Source organism: Micromonospora sp. NPDC049801 (assembly GCF_040656575.1).
GTDB lineage: Bacteria > Actinomycetota > Actinomycetes > Mycobacteriales > Micromonosporaceae > Micromonospora.
In genome coordinates this window covers 1-17,600 of record NZ_JBFAMS010000005.1, presented here as the reverse complement: position 1 = coordinate 17,600, position 17,600 = coordinate 1, and the positions used below count along the sequence as shown (strand labels likewise).

At 72.3% G+C, this 17,600-nt stretch carries 15 protein-coding genes and 1 riboswitch; of the genes, 8 read left to right on the top strand and 7 right to left on the bottom strand.

Annotated features, from left to right (window positions below; all coding sequences use genetic code 11):
- Nucleotides 1-6: 6 nt before the first annotated feature.
- The 3 genes from AB0I89_RS10630 to AB0I89_RS10620 all read right to left on the bottom strand — a co-directional run bounded on the left by AB0I89_RS10630 (nt 7) and on the right by AB0I89_RS10620 (nt 2,965).
- The gene (locus AB0I89_RS10630; protein ID WP_357123476.1) at nt 7-858 is read right to left on the bottom strand and encodes a menaquinone biosynthesis protein; all 852 of its coding nucleotides are present in this window, start codon (nt 856-858) and stop codon (nt 7-9) included.
- Nucleotides 859-994: 136 nt separating this feature from the next.
- Nucleotides 995-2,341 carry an MFS transporter gene (locus AB0I89_RS10625; protein WP_357123473.1) on the bottom strand — a complete coding sequence of 449 codons (1,347 nt, stop codon included), beginning with the start codon at nt 2,339-2,341 and terminating at the stop codon, nt 995-997.
- Between the two features lie 42 nt (nt 2,342-2,383).
- Complete coding sequence (locus tag AB0I89_RS10620) at nt 2,384-2,965, bottom strand: winged helix-turn-helix domain-containing protein (protein WP_357123470.1); 582 nt, start codon at nt 2,963-2,965, stop codon at nt 2,384-2,386.
- A 237-nt stretch (nt 2,966-3,202) separates the two neighbouring features.
- On the opposite strand from AB0I89_RS10620, the gene AB0I89_RS10615 reads away from it, so the two are divergent.
- The 7 genes from AB0I89_RS10615 to AB0I89_RS10585 all read left to right on the top strand — a co-directional run bounded on the left by AB0I89_RS10615 (nt 3,203) and on the right by AB0I89_RS10585 (nt 10,956).
- Nucleotides 3,203-4,453, top strand: coding sequence for a DUF222 domain-containing protein (locus AB0I89_RS10615; protein ID WP_357123467.1), 1,251 nt, complete (start codon nt 3,203-3,205; stop codon nt 4,451-4,453).
- A 361-nt stretch (nt 4,454-4,814) separates the two neighbouring features.
- On the top strand, nt 4,815-7,205 hold the full coding sequence (locus tag AB0I89_RS10610; RefSeq protein ID WP_357123464.1) for an AAA family ATPase: 2,391 nt from the start codon (nt 4,815-4,817) through the stop codon (nt 7,203-7,205).
- Nucleotides 7,206-7,439: 234 nt separating this feature from the next.
- On the top strand, nt 7,440-8,081 hold the full coding sequence (locus AB0I89_RS10605) for a transporter (RefSeq protein WP_357123461.1): 642 nt from the start codon (nt 7,440-7,442) through the stop codon (nt 8,079-8,081).
- Nucleotides 8,078-8,404 (top strand): transcriptional regulator, encoded by a 327-nt coding sequence (locus AB0I89_RS10600; protein WP_357123458.1) that lies wholly within the window; start codon nt 8,078-8,080, stop codon nt 8,402-8,404. The genes AB0I89_RS10605 and AB0I89_RS10600 overlap by 4 nt, the downstream gene beginning before the upstream one ends.
- Entirely contained in the window at nt 8,401-9,348 is a 948-nt protein-coding gene (locus tag AB0I89_RS10595) for an ABC transporter ATP-binding protein (protein WP_357123455.1), read from the top strand. Before AB0I89_RS10600 ends, AB0I89_RS10595 begins: the two co-directional genes overlap by 4 nt.
- Nucleotides 9,349-9,359: 11 nt before the next feature.
- Entirely contained in the window at nt 9,360-10,097 is a 738-nt protein-coding gene (locus tag AB0I89_RS10590) for an ABC transporter permease (protein WP_357123452.1), read from the top strand.
- Nucleotides 10,098-10,191: 94 nt separating this feature from the next.
- Nucleotides 10,192-10,956, top strand: a complete 765-nt coding sequence (locus AB0I89_RS10585) for a VOC family protein (RefSeq protein WP_357123449.1) — start codon at nt 10,192-10,194, stop codon at nt 10,954-10,956.
- 22 nt (nt 10,957-10,978) lie between these two features.
- Here the strand turns inward: AB0I89_RS10585 and AB0I89_RS10580 are convergent, their stop codons facing one another.
- The 4 genes from AB0I89_RS10580 to AB0I89_RS10565 form a co-directional block, all read right to left on the bottom strand.
- Nucleotides 10,979-11,767, bottom strand: coding sequence for an ABC transporter ATP-binding protein (locus AB0I89_RS10580; RefSeq protein ID WP_357123446.1), 789 nt, complete (start codon nt 11,765-11,767; stop codon nt 10,979-10,981).
- Nucleotides 11,764-12,861 carry an iron ABC transporter permease gene (locus tag AB0I89_RS10575; RefSeq protein ID WP_357123443.1) on the bottom strand — a complete coding sequence of 366 codons (1,098 nt, stop codon included), beginning with the start codon at nt 12,859-12,861 and terminating at the stop codon, nt 11,764-11,766. The genes AB0I89_RS10580 and AB0I89_RS10575 overlap by 4 nt, the downstream gene beginning before the upstream one ends.
- A 31-nt stretch (nt 12,862-12,892) precedes the next feature.
- Nucleotides 12,893-13,822 (bottom strand): ABC transporter substrate-binding protein, encoded by a 930-nt coding sequence (locus AB0I89_RS10570; RefSeq protein WP_357123440.1) that lies wholly within the window; start codon nt 13,820-13,822, stop codon nt 12,893-12,895.
- Nucleotides 13,823-13,932: 110 nt separating this feature from the next.
- Nucleotides 13,933-13,996, bottom strand: a riboswitch (cobalamin riboswitch).
- A gap of 165 nt (nt 13,997-14,161) precedes the next feature.
- Nucleotides 14,162-16,039, bottom strand: a complete 1,878-nt coding sequence (locus tag AB0I89_RS10565) for a M14 family zinc carboxypeptidase (RefSeq protein ID WP_357123437.1) — start codon at nt 16,037-16,039, stop codon at nt 14,162-14,164.
- A 212-nt stretch (nt 16,040-16,251) separates the two neighbouring features.
- Between AB0I89_RS10565 and AB0I89_RS10560 the strand changes: the two genes are divergently transcribed.
- On the top strand, nt 16,252-17,589 hold the full coding sequence (locus AB0I89_RS10560) for a C39 family peptidase (RefSeq protein ID WP_357123434.1): 1,338 nt from the start codon (nt 16,252-16,254) through the stop codon (nt 17,587-17,589).
- Nucleotides 17,590-17,600 lie beyond the last annotated feature (11 nt).

The following is a 17,600-nucleotide window of genomic DNA, read 5'->3' as shown; positions in this document are numbered from 1 at the left end:
CGCCGGTCAGCCGGCGAAGAACTCGGGACCGCCGTCCGGCAGCGGGGGGACCTCGCCGAGCGCGGCGACCCGCCGGGCGAACTCGCGCAGCCCGGAGACCTGCCGCTCGCCGAGCGAGAAGTCCAGGGCCCGGAAGTACGTGGCCAGCGTCGCGGCGTCGAACGCCTCCCACCGCGCCGCCGCCTCGGCGACCTGGTCCAGCTCGGCGAGGCAGAGGTCACGCGAGCGCAGGAACGCCTCGTGCACCTCCTTGACCAGGCCCGGGTGCGCGGCCGCGAAGTCGCGGCGGACCGCCCAGACGGCGAAGACCATCGGCAGCCCGCTCCAGTCCCGCCAGGCCTGCCCCAGGTCGGTCACGGTGAGGCCCCGCAGCGGCGCCTCGTAGTACGCCCGCAGCGCCACGTCCCCGATCAGGACCCCGGCGTCGGCCTCCAGCAGCATCTGGGTCAGGTCCGGAGGACAGCGGAAGTACTCGGACCGCACCCCGTACCGCTCGGTGAGCAGCAACTGCGCCAGCATCACCCCGGTCCGCGACGTCGAGCCGAGCGCCACGCGGGCGCCGTCCAGCTCGGCGAGCGGTCGGGTGGAGACCATGTTGACCGAGAGCACCGGCCCGTCGCTGCCGACCGCCAGGTCCGGCAGGAGGAGCAACTCGTCGGTGTGCTTCAGGTACTCCATCAGCGTGATCGGACCGATGTCGAGGTCGCCCGCCACCAGCGCCGCGCTCAGCCGGTCCGGGGAGTCCTTGTGCAGGTCGACGTCGAGCAGGCTGCCCGAGCGCATCAGGCCCCAGTAGATCGGCAGGCAGTTCAGGAACTGGATGTGCCCGACCCGCGGGCGTGCGACGCGCTCAACCATGACCCGACCGTATCCCCGGCCTCGGGATCCAGCCCGGCGGGCCGGCCCGGAGTGGCCAACCCCGCACCGGACCCACCCGATCGCGGGCCCTCCGACGACGTCACAGCCGGCCGCCCACGTTCGGTGGGATGCGCGTTCACCCGCCCCCCGGGTCTCGTCCAGCCACGTCTCCGTCGGGCCGGCGTGCCGCCCGCACGACGACCGGCACGAAGAGCAGCACCACCAGGAGCCCGGTCGCCCCCACCACCGCGATCAGTGGCCGAGGTGGGATTCGGGTGAGCAGGGCGCCACCGATCAGGTACCCACCCATTGAGCCACCCTGCACGGCCGCGCCGTAGGTGGCGTACGCCCGCGCGCGCATCCGCTCGGGCACCCGCCGAGCGGTGAGGAGGTTGGCGAAGACGTTCCCCGCGCCGTTGGCCGCGCCGCCCACCAGCCAAAGTGGCACCAGCAGGGCCGCAGCGGGCACCCTCGCGGCGAGCAGCACCATCAGACTGCACCCGGCCAGCGTGATCAGCACGCCGCGGACCAACGCACTGTCGTCCTCGATCCGGCGTACGAGCCGCGCCGCCAGCCAGCCGCCCGGCAACATTCCGGCCATCCAGGCGGCCCCGATGAGGCCGTACGTGGTGGCCGACCCACGCAGGGTCTCCCGGATGAAGAACACTTCGATCACGTTGATGCCACCGATCGCCGCGATCACCACGGCGGTACTGACCACCATGACGACCATCAGCGGGTCCCGGCGGAGCCGCCAGCCCTGCGCCGTACCGGCCGGCGTTTCGGGGCTACCGGCGTTCTGCTCGGCGCGGCTGGACTGCTCGGCGCGGCTGGACTGCTCGGCGCGGCTGGACTGCTCGGCGCGGCTGGACTGCTCGGCGCCGTCGGGATGGTGGCTCGCGGATCGCCAACCACCGCGCCGAGTTCGCAGCGCGAGGCCCGCGACCACGAGCGCGAGGTAGGTCGCGGCGTCGATCAGCAGTGGTACGCGGGTGCCGAACTGCCCCACCAGCAGGCCGGCAAGCACCGGACCGCCGAGCGCGCCGAGGGAGACGGCGGTCTGGCTGATCGCGCTCGCACGCGGCAGGTCGGCCGGGCGGACCATCGCCGGGAGCAGCGCCGCCAAGCAGGGCTGGGTGACCGCGAGACCGCAGGCGAGCAGCGCCACGAGGGCCACGACGAGGACTGGGTCGTCGGCGACGGCGAGCAGCAGGCAGATCACGGTCTGCGCCAGCCCGGTCGTCACCAGCACGGTACGGCTGTCCACCCGATCGGCAAGCCGTCCGGCGAGCGGGGCCAGCACCACCAGGGGAAGGGTGGCCGCGAGCAGCAGTCCCGAGACGGCGAGCCCTCCGGCACCGGCCCCCTGCAGGGCCAGCGCGAGCGCGGTGGCCGCGAGGAAGTCCCCGCAGATCGTGGTGCCGCGAGCTGCGGCGGCGATCCAGACGTCCGTCCAACGCGACGTGTCACTTGTGAAGGACATACTTCGAAAATAATCCTTCACAAGTGACCGACACAACCCCTTCTATGCCAGCGGCACCGCCCGATACTGGACCGTGACGGAACGTGCACCCGTCGGCGCGTCGGTACGACGTCGAGGGTGATACGGCTTCAGCAGCGCCAGGACCGCCTCATTCAGGGCGGCCAACTCGTCCGCGGTGAGCAGCAGCAGGGTGTCGTGGAACAGCGCCACGTCGTACCACTCGGCGGGCTCATCCCCCGCCCGCCGCAACCAGTCCCGAGTCCGTTCCATGGCACGGGCGGCGTGCGCCTCCACGAGCGCCTGCTCAGCCGCACGCCCCTCGGGACCGGCCTCGCGGCCCGCGTCGACCATCCAACTGACGCCCGGCGTACGCCACACCCGCTCCCGCGCGTCCCCCCGGCTGGGCGCCTGCTCAACCAGGCCGAACTTCGCCAGCGCCCGCAGGTGGTAGCTGGTGGCGCTCGGCGACAACCCAGCGATTTCGGCGCATTCGGTGGCGGTGCCGCCGCCCTCGCGGCTGCTCAGGTACTCGATGATCGCGATCCGGGCCGGATGCGCCAACGCCCGCATCACCTGCGGATCGCTGATCGTCTTCCGACGCGACTCGGGACTGGCCTCGGTCATGCCCCCATGATCCCGGCCACCCGCCCGACCCGCCATCAACCCCGCGCGCCGCCCCCGCGGCACGCGCCGTCGAACCGTGGAAGCGCTGAAGGGTTGGCACCCCCGCCCCCTGGCACAGGGGCGTCGTGGTCACGCGACGCAGGCCCGCGTGGCGGAGGTGCGGCGCCGCCGAAAAGGTTGACCACAGGGCGGCCCTTCGGGAGGAAAAATGTCGTACACCTGTTCTAGGGTCAGTCCATGTTGGGGGCGTTGGCGCAGGCGGGTGGCGGTGTCGACGCCTGCGCCGACACCGCGCCGTGGGCCCTTCCCGACGACGAACTGCTCGCGGCGCTGGACGCGTCGCACGCCTTGGCGCAGCGCCTGGCAACCATCCAGCTCGCTCTCGTGCGCGAGCTCGACGGCCGTGGTCTCGCGGTCGCCCAGGGCGCATCGTCCACCGCCGTCTGGTTACGGGAGCGGCTGCGGCTGTCCGGGCGGTCGGCCCGCCAGTTGGTCCAGCTCGCCGCCACCATCGACGCGTCGCCGCCGACGGTCCGTGCCGCTCTCCTGGACGGCCGCCTCACTGTGGAGCAGGGCAAGGTGGTGGCGGAGACGATCGCGGATCTCCCCGTCGAGGCCGGCCCGGAGGTGGCAGAGAAGGCCACCGAGTTACTGATCGCCTGGGCCGACCGCTTCGATCCGACCACCCTGAGTCGCCTCGGCGAACGCGTCCTCGCGCACGTCGCGCCCGACCTGGCCGACGAGGCCGAGCTGGCGGCCCTCGAGCGGGCCGCCGAGCGGGCCGAGGCTCGCCGGCACGTCACCCTCTCCGAGCCGAAGGACGGGCAGGTACGCCTCACCGGCAACCTCGACACCGAGACCGCGAGCCTGCTGCGGGAGGCCGTCGATCCGCTCTGCACCCCGGCCGGCGAGCACGACGACCGCAGTCCGGGCCAACGCAGGGCCGACGCACTCGGCGAGATCTGCCGGCTGGCACTGCGCACCGGCCACCTGCCCGACAACGGTGGAGACCGGCCGCAACTGGTTGTCACCATGTCGCTCGACGCGCTGGTCAACGAGCTCGGCGCGGGCACCCTGGACACCGGAGCGCGTCTCACGCCGGGCGCGGTCCGCCGCCTGGCCTGCGATGCCGCCGTGCTGCCGGCGGTCATGAACGGCAACAGCCAGATTCTGGACGTCGGGCGTCAGCGCCGGCTCTTCACCGGTCCGCTGCGGCGCGCGCTGGTGCTCCGCGACGGCGGCTGTGCCTTTCCCGGCTGCGACCGGCCATCCCGTTGGTGCGACGGCCACCATGTGCGCCACTGGGCCGACGGCGGCGCCACGACACTGGGCAACGCGGTCCTGCTCTGCGGGCATCATCACCGAATCCTGCACCGGGGCGACTGGGTCGTCCGCGTCGCATCGGACGGCCAGCCCGAATTCCTCCCACCCGCCTGGCTGGACCCGCTGCGCTCCCCACGCCGCAACCTCTACCACCGGCGCTGCTGAGCACAAGTGGTTCATCCCGCCACACGTCACGGCACCCACAGCAAGGCGTGCTCGTTCTTCGTGAGCACGTCTTGGGGGAACGCCACGACAAGGCGACGCTCCCGCTCGCAGCTCGGCCCCGACAGGCGGCCCGCTGTCGCGCGGGCTCGGGCGTAGCTATCACTCAAGTCCACGACGCGCCGACTCGTCCGGGTGGTTGGCTCGGTAATTCGGTGGAAGGGGCGGCCGGGAAGGCGTAGGGTTGCAGCCCGCTTGACGGCCGAGGTGAGCTGCACCGGAACGGACGTCGTCGCGCCGGGAGGTCGGCCATCCGTCCCCGGAAACGCGAGCGAGCAGCAGATGTGAACGATGGGACGTCAGCATGCCCGCACCTGACCTCGACACGGATCTCGACACGGATCTCGCGTCCGAACGCACTCACCTGGCCAGCTCCCGCGCGGCCCTGCGCCGGATGCGGGAGCGGGCCGAAGCCCTCTTCTCGACCGGTGACCAGGTCGCCGGCGACGCCTACGCGGCGGAGACCCTCGGCCGCACACTCGCCCGCCGGGTCGCCGAACTGGCCGACGACCCCACCACGCCGCTGTTCTTCGGCCGCCTCGAATTCGGCGGACAAGCACCAGACGAGGACACCGCAACCGGCCTGACGCCGGCAACCAGCAACAGCCCGACCACCAGCATCCCGGCCAGCGGCAGCGGCAGCAGCACAAGCAGGAGTGCCGGCAGCCTAGGCGGCGGCAGCGGGAGCAGCGGCAGCGGGAGCAGCGCCAGCGGCAGCGCCAGCGGCAGCGCCAGCGGCAGCGCCAGCGGCAGCGCCAGCGGCAGCGCCAGCGGCAGCGCCAGCGGCAGCGCCAGCGCCAGCGCCAGCGGCAGCGCCAGCGCCAGCGGCAGCGCCAGCGGCAGCGGCAGCGGCAGCGGCAGCGGCAGCGGCAGCGGCGAGCATGCTGGTCGGCGGTACCACGTGGGGCGGCGGCATGTCACCGATGAGCTTGGCGAGCCGCTGGTGCTGGACTGGCGGGCGCCGGTCTCCCGCTCGTTCTACCGGGCCAGCGCTCGTGACCCGCAGGGTGTCGCGGTGCGGCGGCGGTTCGGGTTCAGCAACGGGGTGTTGACCAGTTTCGAGGACGAGCGGCTGGACCGCGGCGAGGAGCTGGGCACGGCCAGCCGGATCCTCACGGCCGAAATCGAGCGACCACGCGTGGGGCCGATGCGCGACATCGTCGCCACCATCCAGCCGGAGCAGGACGAGCTGGTCCGGGCCGACCTGGCCGACTCGATCTGTGTGCAGGGGGCACCGGGTACCGGGAAGACGGCCGTCGGCCTGCACCGGGCCGCGTACCTGCTCTACCTGCACCGGGAGCGGTTGCGTCGGGCGGGGGTGCTGATCGTGGGGCCGAACCGGGCGTTCCTGTCGTACATCGCGGCGGTGCTGCCGGCCCTCGGCGAGGTCGAGGTCGAGCAGGCCACCGTGGAGGAGCTGATCTCGCGGGTTCCGGTGCGGGCGGTGGAGACGCCGGCCGCCGCCGCGCTGAAGCACGACGCGCGGATGGCGACCGTGCTGCGCAGGGCGGTGCAGGCCCAGATCGGTACGCCTACCGACTCGATCACCGTCTCCGACGGCTCGTTCCGGTGGCGGATCGGGCTGGAGCCGCTGCACCGGATCGTCGAGGAGACCCGACGGGAAGGGCTGCCGTACGGCACCGGTCGGGAGCGGGTCCGGGCGCGGGTGGTGAGTCTGCTGCAGCGGCAGGCCGAGTCGCGGCGGGCCGAGTCGCCCGGCGACGCGTGGCTGCGCCGGATGGGCCGGTGTCGGCCGGTGGTGGACTTCCTGGACGCGGTCTGGCCGGCACTCACCCCGGAAGGGCTGGTGCACGGCCTGCTCGCCGACCCGGCCCGCCTCGCCGCCGCCGCGGACGGGCTGCTCAACGACGCCGAGCAGGAGTTGCTGGTGTGGGCGAAGCCGCCGCGTACCCCGAAGGCCACCCGCTGGACCGCCGCGGACGCCGTGCTCGTCGACGAGGCGGCCGGGCTGTTGGAGCGACCTTCCGGGTTCGGGCACGTGGTGGTGGACGAGGCGCAGGACCTGTCCCCCATGCAGTGTCGGGCCATCGCCCGCCGGAGTGAACACGGTTCGATCACGCTCCTCGGTGACCTCGCGCAGGGCACCGCGCCGTGGGCGGCGACCGACTGGCGGGAGTCCCTGACACACCTGGGCAAGCCGGACGCCGTGGTGGTCCCGCTGACGGTCGGCTTCCGGGTGCCCGCCGCGGTGGTGGCCTTCGCCAACCTGCTGCTGCCGGCGCTCGCGGTGGACGTACCCCCGGCAGAGTCGCTGCGTCACGACGGCGGCCTGGAGGTGCGTACCGTGGCCGACCTGACCGCCGCGACGGTGGCCGAGGTGCGCGCGGCGCTCGCGCACGACGGGTCGGTGGGCGTGATCGCCGCGGACGACGCGGTCGACGGGCTGCGCGCGGCGCTGGCCGCCGACGGCGTCACCACCGCGAGCGCCGACGACGTCACGGCCGCCCAGCGGGTCACGGTGGTGCCCGCGACGCTGGTCAAGGGCCTGGAGTACGACCACGTGGTGGTGGTCGAGCCGGCCGCGATCGTCGCGGCCGAGCCGCGCGGGCTGCACCGGCTGTACGTGGTGCTCACCCGCGCGGTGTCCCGGTTGTCGGTGCTGCACACCGAACCGCTGCCCGCGCCGTTGCTGACCGCGCCGCAGGCCGCGCCGCTGGCACCGGTGCCGCTGTAGGTCGCCGCCCGCAGATCCCCTGAACGTCGACCGCGTCCTGGGGCACGGCCGACTCCTGCCGCAGATGCCCGTACGTCGACCGCGTCCTGGGGCACGGCCGACACCTGTCGCACGTACCCGGGCGTCGGGCACGTCCTGAGGCACGGTCGGCGGGCAAGTGCGCGGCGTCTCTGTCGGCAACCGGGCAGTCGCGCGGGGCACACAGGTTCAACTTTGCATCGTAAAGTAGTTTGCATGGGGCCCGACGACGACGACCTTCCACCCTCCGACGCCGCCACCGCTCTCCGGCTGATCGACGACCAGCGCGCCGCCACCGTGCGCCGCCTACAGCCCGACGCCCGGCTGCTCTACTGGCCGTGGGGCGTGGCCTGGCTGATCGGTTTCGGGCTGTTCTTCCTGCGCTTCTCCCCGGGTGGTCGGGTGCTGGTCGCGCTGCCCGACTGGCTGCCCCTGACCGTGCTCTTCGCCCTGCTGATCGTCGCCGGGGCGATCCAGACGGTGGCGGGCGCGCGGGCGTACGGGCAGGTGACCGGCGACTCGGCGGTGCGGGGTCGCTGGTACGGGTGCGCCTGGGCGCTGGGCACGGTGAGCGTCTACGCGGCGGTGGGCCGGGTGTCCGAGCACCTGCCGCACGACCTGGCGGGCCTGCTCTGGTCGGCCGCTGCGGTGGGCCTCACCGGCGCGCTGCACATGGCCGGCGGCGCGATCTGGCTGGACCGGGACCTGTTCCGTCTCGGCGTCTGGGTCAGCGTCATCAACGTGGTCGGCGCGATCGCCGGGCCGGGTTGGCACGCGCTGGTCATCTCGGTGGCCGGCGGCGTCGGCATCCTGGTCGCCGGGGCAATCGCCCGACTGCGCCAGCAAGGGCGCTCGTGACCGACCTCGATCCGGTCATCCACGCCCAGGCACGGCTGCGGGTGGTCGCCGCGCTCTCCACGCTCGGCGACGGCGACCGAATCACGTTTCCCCGGCTCCAGGAACTGCTCGCGATGACCGCCGGCAACCTCTCCGTCCACCTCCGCAAGCTGGAGGACGCCGGCTACGTCGAGATCAGCAAGACCCACCGTGGACGTACGCCGGCCACTCTGATCCGGCTCAGCCGGCGCGGTCGGCTGGCGTTCGAGGAGTACACCGAAGCGATCCGGAGCCTGCTCGACCCCTCCCCTCCGGACTCCACAGCGTCGAAGGAGCAGTCATGACCCTCGCCCGCGCCGACCAGGTCAGCCGCCGGTACGGCGACGTCCTCGCCCTCGACCGCGTCGACCTGGAGGTCCGGGCCGGCGAACTGGTCGGCCTGCTCGGCCCGAACGGCGCCGGCAAGAGCACCCTGATGAACCTGCTGGTGGGTCTGCGCCGACCCACCTCCGGGCGGGTCGAGTTGAACGGCCGCGACCCGCGCGACCCGGAGGCGCGGCGGCAGATCGGCGTCACCCCGCAGGAGACCGGCCTCCCGGGCACGCTGCGGGTCGGCGAGGTCGTCGACTTCGTCTCCGCCCACTACCCCGACCCGGTGCCCCGAGGCGAACTGCTCGACCGTTTCGGCCTGGGCGACCTCGCCCGGCGGCAGACCGGCGGACTGTCCGGCGGCCAGCGTCGCCGGCTGGCCGTGGCGCTGGCCTTCGTCGGCCGGCCCCGACTCGTCCTGCTCGACGAGCCGACCACCGGCCTGGACGTCACCGCCCGGCACACCCTGTGGGATGCGATCCGGGCCTTCCACGACGACGGCGGGACGGTGCTGTTGAGCAGCCACTACCTGGAGGAGGTGGAGGCGCTCGCCCGCCGTGTGGTGGTGATCGGGCAGGGCCGGGTGCTCGCCGACGACACCGTGGACGCCGTACGCGGCATCGTCGGCGTACGCCGGGTCAGCCTGGTCACCGACGAGGTGCCCGACCTGCCCGGCGTCGTCCGCGCCGAACGGGTCGACGGACGCCTGCACCTGCTCACCACCGACTCCGACGAGTTGGTCCGGGCGCTGGTCCGCTCCCAGGCCGCCTTCACCGACCTGGAGGTCCGGCCCACGTCGTTGGAGGAGGCGTTCCTCGCCCTCACCGGCGGGACGGATACCGCCCTCACAGGCGGAACCGACACGCCGTCGCAGGCCCCACCCGCTGCCGCCGCCAGCGGCCAACCCACCGCCGTCTGAGGAGGCGCACCGTGCAGCTCGCCCTGGTCCACGCCCGCTACCAGCTTCTGGAGATCATCCGGATTCCGGTGGCCGTCTTCGGCAGCGCCTTCTTCCCCGCCGCCGCGATGATCTTCTTCGTGGTGCCGTTCACCGGCGACGATCCGGTCGGCGCCACCTTCGCCACCGCGTCGATGATCACCTTCTCGGTGATGAGCGCCAACATCTTCCAGTACGGCGTCGGCGTCGCCGAGGACCGCGACCAGCCGTGGAGTCCGTACACCCGGACCCTGCCGGCCGGGCCGGCGCCCCGGTTCGCGGGCCGCGTGCTGGCCGGCCTCGCGTTGACGTACCTGTCGCTGATCCCGGTCGTGGTGATCGGCGCGACGCTCACCCCGGCCCGGGTCACCGCGACGGCGTTCCTGCTGACCGCCGTTATCGTGGCCGTCATCTCGGTGCCGTTCACGCTGATGGGCCTCGCCATCGGCTACTCGCTGCCCAGCAAGGCGGCGATCGTGGTGGCGCAGGTCGTCTTCCTGCCGCTCGCGTTCGGCGGCGGGCTGCTCTCCGCACCGGGCGACGCGCCCGGCTTCATCGAGACGATCGCGCCGTTCCTGCCCACCCGGGGCGCGGCCGAACTGATGTGGTGGGCGGTCGGCGACTATCCCGTCCAGCCACTCGCGATGATCATGCTCGCCGTCTGGATCGTGCTCCTCGCCTCGCTCGCCGCGTGGGCGTACCGACGGGACGAGGGTCGCCGGTTCAGCTGACGATTCGTCCGTTTCCGCCCCGTGCCCCAGCGGGACGGTGCCAGGATTCCCGCAGGGGGCCCGCCCGTGGCCGCCCGCCGAGAGGGGTCTTGACGTGAGCACCGTCCCGCCGGGCACGCCGTGCTGGGCCGACCTGGCCACCCCGGACCTGACCGGCGCACGGCGCTTCTACCCCGAACTGTTCGGCTGGACCGGACGGGTGACCCCGGAGCCCGAGGCGGGTGGCTACACCGTCTTCCTGCTCGACGGCAGGCCGGTGGCCGGTGTCGGACCGCCCGCCATCGAGGACCAGGTGCCGATCTGGTCGACGTACATCGCCACCGACGACGCGGAACTGGCCGCCGGACGGGTCGAACGGGCCGGCGGGCAGGTCGTCGTACCGCCGTTCGAGGTCTTCGACCGGGGCTGGATGGCCGTGTTCTCCGACCCGGCGGGCGCGACGTTCAGCGTCTGGCAGCCGCTGGCGATGCCCGGGGCCGAGGTGTTCAACGTGCCCGGCGCGATGAGCTGGAACGAACTGGTCACGCCCGACCCGGAGGGCGCGAAGGTCTTCTACGAGCTGGTGTTCGGCTGGCAGCCGGACGAACAACCGGTCGGCGGCATGACGTACACGGGGTGGCGGCTCGGGGCGCGGATCGTCGCCGGGATGATGCCGCCGCTGGGCGACGGCTACCCGGCCGACCTGCCCGCGTACTGGACGGTGTACTTCGCGGTGACCGACGCGGACGCCGCCGCCGCGCGCGCCGCCGAACTGGGCGGGACCATCCTGGTGCCACCGCGGGACATCCCGACCGGCCGGTTCGCCGCCCTGCGCGACCCCCAGGGCGCCCTCTTCTCGGTCATCGACCTGGGCCCCTGACCCGAGAGCCCCGCCGCCCGGGTCACGAACCGGGACGGACGGGGACCACCAGGGGGCCGTTGGTGCCGGGGAGCACCCGGACGCTCGCCCGGTAGTGAGTCGCGAGGAGGTGTTCGGTCAGCACCTCGTGCGGCGTGCCGGTCGCCACCACCCGCCCCTCGGCGAGCATGACCATCCGGTCGGCGTACTCGCCCGCGAGGGAGAGGTCGTGCATGGTGGCGAGCACCGTCAGGCCGTGTGCCCGGCGCAACTGGTCGACCAGTTCCAGGACCTCCTGCTGATGGCCGATGTCCAACGCGCTGGTCGGCTCGTCGAGCAGCAGCAGCGTCGCGCCCTGGGCGAGCGCGCGGGCCAGGAAGACCCGCTGTCGCTCTCCCCCGGACAGGGTGGCCAGCTCGCGGCGGTGGAAGCCGCCGAGGTCCAGGCGGTCCAGCACGTCGTGGACGGCGGTCACGTCGGCGGCCGACTCCCGACCGAGCGGCGGGATGTACGGGGTACGCCCGAGCAGCACGTAGTCCAGGACCGACATGCCGGGCGGCACCGCCGGGGACTGCGTCACCGTCGCCACCACCCGGGCGCGTTCACGGCGGTGCAGCGCGCCGCTCGGCGTACCGAAGAGGGAGATGGCGTCCGGCGCGGGCAGCAGGCCGCCGACGGCGCGCAACAGGGTCGACTTGCCGGCGCCGTTCGGGCCGATCACGGTGACCCACTCGCCGACGGCGACGGTGAGGTCGACGCCGGTGAGGATCGGCGTGCCGTCCAGGCTGACGTGCAGCTCGCGGACCTCGACGGCCGGCGCACCCGGAGTCACGTGAGAACCCGGCGGGCGGTCCGCAGCACGAGGACGAAGAACGGGCCGCCGAGCAGGGCGGTGACCACGCCGATCGGTATTTCGGCCGGGGCGGCGGCGGTACGGGCGACCACGTCGGTCAGGGCCAGGAACGCGGCGCCGAACAGCAGCGACAGTGGCAGGATCACCCGGTAGCTCGACCCGGCGAGCAGCCGGACGGTGTGCGGCACGATGATGCCGACGAAGCCGATCAGGCCGGTCGCCGAGACCGCCGCGGCGGTGCCCAGGGACGCGGCGGCGATCAGCAGGTACCGGGAGCGCTGCGGGTGCAGGCCGAGGCTCGTCGCCTCGTCGTCGCCGAGCGCGAGGACGTCCAGCTCACGACGGTGCAGCAGCACCACGACCGTAGTCACGGCCGCGTACGGCAGCACGAGCAGCACATCGTGCCAGCCGGCGGTCGCCAGCCGGCCGAGCAGCCAGGAGTAGACCGGTTGGATGCTGTCGGCGTGGCGCTGGAGCAGATACGTCTGCCCGGCGGAAAGGAACGCCGAGACCGCCACCCCGGCCAGGATCAGCATGGCCGGGGACCGGCTCCGCCCGCCGGCCGCGCCGAGCAGGTAGGTCATCGTGACGGCGAGCAGCGAACCGACGAACGCGGCCAGCGGGATGGTCAACGGCAGCCCGGAGATCGCGCCCTGCCGACCGACGCCGCCGAGGGCGATCACCGCGGTGACCGCGAGGCCCGCGCCGGCGGCCACTCCGAGCAGGTACGGGTCGGCCAGCGGGTTGCGGAAGACGCCCTGGTAGCAGCCACCGGCGAGGGCGAGCAGACCGCCGACGAGCAGACCCAGCACGACCCGGGGCAGCCGCAGTTCGGTGACGATGGCGATTTCCCGCTCGTTCAGTCCACTGTCGAGGTGCACCCCGGGGATCAGGTTGAGCAGCTCGATGGCGACGCTGCCCGGTGGCAGGCTGACCGGTCCGAGCGACACCCCGGCGACGAGCGCGACGAGCACCGCGAGGACACCGATGACCAGCCAGCGCGCACGCAGCCCGGCGGGCCGGGACGCGCGAGGCGTACCGGCCGGCCGGGTGGCGGGTGCTCCAGAGGTCATCTGCGACGTTCCGGTCACGGACCGACCACGGTCACGCGGGCACCTTGGCGACCGCGTCGATGATCGTCCGGAGCAGGTCGACGACGCGCGGGCCCCAGCGGGAGGCGATGTCGTCGTCCAACGTGACGACCTGGTTGTTCTTGACGGCGGTGAGCCCGGCCCAGCCGCTGCGGGCCTTCACCGAGTCGGCGTTCTGCTGGCAGCACTTCGAGTCGGCCAGGAAGACGAAGTCCGGGTCGGCCTTGACGATGACCTCCTGCGACAGCTGCGGGTAGCCGCCGTTCTTGCCGTCGGCGTCGGCCGGGTCGGCGATGTTGGTCAGGCCGACGAGGCTGTAGATCGAGCCGATGAAGGTCTTGCTGGTCGCGCTGTACAGCTCCGGGCCCAGCTCGTGGTAGTAGGTGAGCTTCTCGGTGCGCTGGGGCAGGTCCTTGACCAGCTTGGCGATGTCGTCCTTCATCCGCTTGGCGACGTCGGCGGCCTGGTCGGCGTGCCCGGTCAGGGTGCCCAGGTCGGTGATCTGCTGGTACGAGTCGTCAAGCGTGGTCGCCGCCGGGGTCAGGTACACCGGGATCTTCAGCTTGCCGAGCTGGTCGACGATCTTGTTGGTGTCGTTGGAGAGCACCACCAGATCGGGGTTCTTGCCGGCGATCGCCTCGGCGTTCGGCTGGAAGCCGGACAGGTCGCTCTTGGGCGCCTCAGCCGGGTAGTTGGACTGGTCGTCGACGGCGCTCACCTGCGGGCCGGCGCCGATCGCGAAGAGCATCTCGGTGGCGCTGGGCGAGAGCGACACGATCTTCTCGGGACGCTTGTCGAGCGTGAGCGAGCCGACCGTCACCGGGTAGCTGGCGGCCGCGGTGCCGGCGGCCGGCTTGTCGTCGGTCTTCTCCGCGCACGCGCCGAGGGCGAGCGCGGCGACCGCGAGGGTCGCGGCGAAGAGCCGAGGGGTACGTCTGAACATGGGGCCTCCTGTCGGTCGAGGAGTGTGGTGCTTCGCCGACAGGACTTCGGTACGCCCGCCCACGAGGCGCCCTTCCTCGAGAGCGCGTGTCGCGACCCCTCCGCAGGCGACCTGGCTCGTCCCCGCCGTCGGCGGGGCATCACAGTTGCGGGACAGCGCCGGTTTCACACCGGCTTCGCTGCGGATTGGTCGCTAAGACGGTAGCGCACCGCCGGGACGTGCCGGATCGATCAACGACCGATCGACGTACGACGATCAGGCGTGGGGCCTTTGTCCAGGATCGGGAGGCTCGGAAGCGGGTGGTGGGGCCCCGCAGGGGCGGTACGGGGCCCCACCCGCTCAGGAGGCCGTGATGGTGACGTTGTCCACAGCCGCCTCCACCAGGCTCGCGCCGGACGCGTCCGCCGCCTCGACGAGGATGCGGACGGACTGCCCGGCGTACGGGCTCAGGTTGAGGCTCGCCACCGCCCAGCTCCCGTTCCGGTTGCTGGCCGCGCCGGTCTGGGTGAGCAGGGCGGTGGTGCCGCCGCTGTGCACGACGCTCACCCGCAGGTAGTCGGCCGACGAGGCGTTCGAGCCGTGCGCCAGGTACCAGGCCAGCGAGAGGGTCAGCGTGCCGGACGACGGCAGGGTCACCGCCGGCGACCGGGCGCTCGTCACACCGCCGTCGACGTCGTAGTCACCGGCCGCCGAACCGGCGAGCCGGCCGGTGACCAGGTCGTTCGAGCCGGCGTACGGGGTGAGCTGCTTCGCGCCGGAGGAGGTGGTCGCCTGGGCGGCGCCCACCTCGAACGCTCCGAGGGTCGCGGTGTCGGTGCCGGACGGGTTGATCGTCCAGCCGGTGGCGGTCTCGAAGGTGTCCGACCAGACCGTGGTGCCCCCACCGCCACCGCAGTACTGCGACTGCTTGCCGATGGCCCGGTACGGGCAGTCGGCGTACTCGCTGAGCATGAGTACGGCCTCGCGGTTACGGGTGGTCTGTGCGGGGATCACCTCGTCGGGCGGGTAGAAGCCGCCACCGCCGGAGGAGCCCGGGTACATCTCGAAGGTGTACGCCCAGATGCCGTGGGTGGCCCACATCCAGTCGATGCTGGTGCCGTCGGCGATGTACAGGTCGCTGGACTGCTCCGGCGTGTAGCTGTTGGTGGCCGCCATCTGCTGACCGATGGTGGCGAAGGTGTTGTACTGGTCCGCGCTCATCCCGGTGGCGGTGTTCGCCGTGGTGTAGCCGTACGGCCAGAGCACCAGTTGCGAGTACGTGTGGAAGTCGATGTTCGCCTTGATCTGCTGGACGCCACCGACGACGCGGCTGTTCACGAAGTTGCGCAGCGCCTGCGTCTCCGGCGCGGAGAACGCCGACGGGCCGCGGTACGTCTCCGACGAGGTGGTGCCGGACGACCCGCCGCAGCAGCCCCACTGGTAGGACCAGTTGCGGTTCAGGTCGGTGCCGACGTTTGACGAGCCGCTGTTCGGCTGACGGTTCTTGCGCCAGGACCGGTACGACCCGGTGGCGATGTCGTACTCGCTGCCGTCCGGGTTGACGGTCGGCACGATCCAGATCTCCCGGCTGTTGACGATGTTGGTGATCCGGGAGTCGCTGCCGTAGCTGTCGGTGAAGAGGTTGAGCAGGTAGATCGCCATCTCGACGGTCAGGTGCTCACGGGCGTGCTGCTGGGCGTTGAACAGGATCTCCGGCTCGTTCTCGTCGGTGCCGACGTTGTCGGAGATCTTCACGGCCATCAGGTCGCGGCCCTCGTACGACGTACCAATGCTGATCTTGCGGGCGATGGCCGGGTGGTCGGCGACGGCCTGGTTCACGACGGCGGTCAGTTCCGCGTAGTCGTGGTAGTTGGAGTCGGCGGGCGGGAACGCCAGCGTGCCCACCTCGCCCGCGCCGCGTTCGGCGCTCGGTGGCGGGGCGAGCGGTTCCAGCCGGAAGCCGAGCTTGCCGATCGCGGCGGCCTCGGCGGCGGTGGCCGAGACGTGCAGGACGCCGTGCTCGGAGTAGTCGATGGCGGCCCCGGTGCGGGCCACCGCGTTGCGGTCGGCGAGGGTCCGGGGCCCGAGGACCCGGTAACCGGCGGCGGCCGACTCGGCGGTGCGGTCCGGCGTCGGCTTGGCGGCGACCGGTCCGGCGGCGACGGTGACGATTCCCAGTCCGGTGACGACGGCGAGCACCAGGACGCGGCGGAGAGAGTGAGGTGGGCGGAGGGCCATGGACTACCTCCTCAAAGGGCGGAAGATCCCGCTCGGTGATGCACACTTCACCATCAGTCACATGGTCATATCAATATCGATCGCCGCGAAATCCATCCCAGGTTGACCATCGCTGCGGCAATGATTTTCTGCCGCTGAACATCTGGCGAAACTTCCTTCCAAGCGGAAAACTGACCAGCGACGATGCCCCCACTCGACACCGCGGAGCACCCATGGCCCCCTCCCGCCTGCACGCGGCCGCCCTCGCCGGCGTCAGCGCGCTCACCCTGCTCGCCACCGCGGCCCCCGCCGCGGCGGCCCGGCCACCCGCACCCGCCCACGACGAACAGATCACCTTCCAGGACTGGTCCGGGCCCGCCGACTGGCACCGTGGCAGCCAGGCCGGCACCCGCGTCGTGCCCGGCCCGCGCTCCGGCGTCACCCTGGCCCGCCCCACCGGCACCACCGAGTACGCCGACCCGCACACCGGCGTCACCCGCACCTGGGAGTACGGCACCTGGACCTCGCCCGTGACCCGGATCGGCTTCGACGCCACCGAACTGATCGCCTCCTGGAACGCCGAGACCCCCACCGGCACCTGGATCCAGGTGGAGATGCAGGGCGGTTACACCAACGGCGACCAGACCCCCTGGTACGTCCTGGGCCGCTGGGCCTCCGGCGACACCGACATCAAGCGGACCAGCCTCGACGGGCAGGGCGATCCCTGGTCGACGGTCTGGACCGACACGTTCAGCATCGACGACGCCGACGCCGGGGTGCTGCTGCGGTCGTACCAGCTGCGGCTGACCCTCTACCGGACCCCCGGGCAGACCGCCGCCCCGGTGGTACGGATGCTCGGCGCGATGAGCTCCGCCGTGCCGGACCGGTTCACCGTCCCGCCGAGCGCCGGGCACATCGCCTGGGGCGTCGAGCTGCCGGTGCCCCGCTACTCGCAGAACGTCCACAAGGGGCACTACCCCGAGTACGACGGCGGCGGCGAGGCGTGGTGCTCACCCACCTCCACGGAGATGGTCGTCGAGTACTGGGGTCGCAAGCCCTCGACGGCCGACACGTCCTGGGTGGACCCGACCTACCCGGACCCGACCGTCAACCACGCCGCCCGGATGACCTTCGACTACGCGTACGACGGCGCGGGCAACTGGCCGTTCAACACCGCGTACGCGGCCAGCTTCCCCGGCCTTGAGGGGCGGGTCACCCGGCTGCACTCCCTGGACGAGCTGGAGCGTTTCATCGCCGCCGGCATCCCCGTGGTGACCAGCCAGTCCTTCCTCGCCAGTGAGCTGGACGGGGCGAACTACGGCACCTCGGGGCACCTCTTCGTGGTGGTCGGCTTCACCGCCGACGGTGACGTGATCGTCAACGACCCGGCCTCGTCCAGCAACGACGTCGTCCGCAACGTCTACAAGCGCACCCAGTTCGAGCAGATCTGGCTGCGTACCAAGCGCACCAACGCCAGCGGCGGAGTCTCCGGCGGCTCCGGCGGCGTCGCCTACCTCATCAAGCCCGAGTCCAAGCCCTGGCCCAAGGCCCCCGCCTCCACCAACTGGTAACCCCCCACCCC

Excerpts from the sequence above, each read along its gene's own strand:
- AB0I89_RS10630 (WP_357123476.1), bottom strand. The coding sequence starts at position 858 with ATGGTTGAGCGCGTCGCACGCCCGCGGGTCGGGCACATCCAGTTCCTG.
- AB0I89_RS10625 (WP_357123473.1), bottom strand. The coding sequence starts at position 2,341 with ATGTCCTTCACAAGTGACACGTCGCGTTGGACGGACGTCTGGATCGCC.
- AB0I89_RS10620 (WP_357123470.1), bottom strand. The coding sequence starts at position 2,965 with ATGACCGAGGCCAGTCCCGAGTCGCGTCGGAAGACGATCAGCGATCCG.
- AB0I89_RS10615 (WP_357123467.1), top strand. The coding sequence starts at position 3,203 with ATGTTGGGGGCGTTGGCGCAGGCGGGTGGCGGTGTCGACGCCTGCGCC.
- AB0I89_RS10610 (WP_357123464.1), top strand. The coding sequence starts at position 4,815 with ATGCCCGCACCTGACCTCGACACGGATCTCGACACGGATCTCGCGTCC.
- AB0I89_RS10605 (WP_357123461.1), top strand. The coding sequence starts at position 7,440 with ATGGGGCCCGACGACGACGACCTTCCACCCTCCGACGCCGCCACCGCT.
- AB0I89_RS10595 (WP_357123455.1), top strand. The coding sequence starts at position 8,401 with ATGACCCTCGCCCGCGCCGACCAGGTCAGCCGCCGGTACGGCGACGTC.
- AB0I89_RS10575 (WP_357123443.1), bottom strand. The coding sequence starts at position 12,861 with ATGACCTCTGGAGCACCCGCCACCCGGCCGGCCGGTACGCCTCGCGCG.
- AB0I89_RS10570 (WP_357123440.1), bottom strand. The coding sequence starts at position 13,822 with ATGTTCAGACGTACCCCTCGGCTCTTCGCCGCGACCCTCGCGGTCGCC.
- AB0I89_RS10565 (WP_357123437.1), bottom strand. The coding sequence starts at position 16,039 with ATGGCCCTCCGCCCACCTCACTCTCTCCGCCGCGTCCTGGTGCTCGCC.
- AB0I89_RS10560 (WP_357123434.1), top strand. The coding sequence starts at position 16,252 with ATGGCCCCCTCCCGCCTGCACGCGGCCGCCCTCGCCGGCGTCAGCGCG.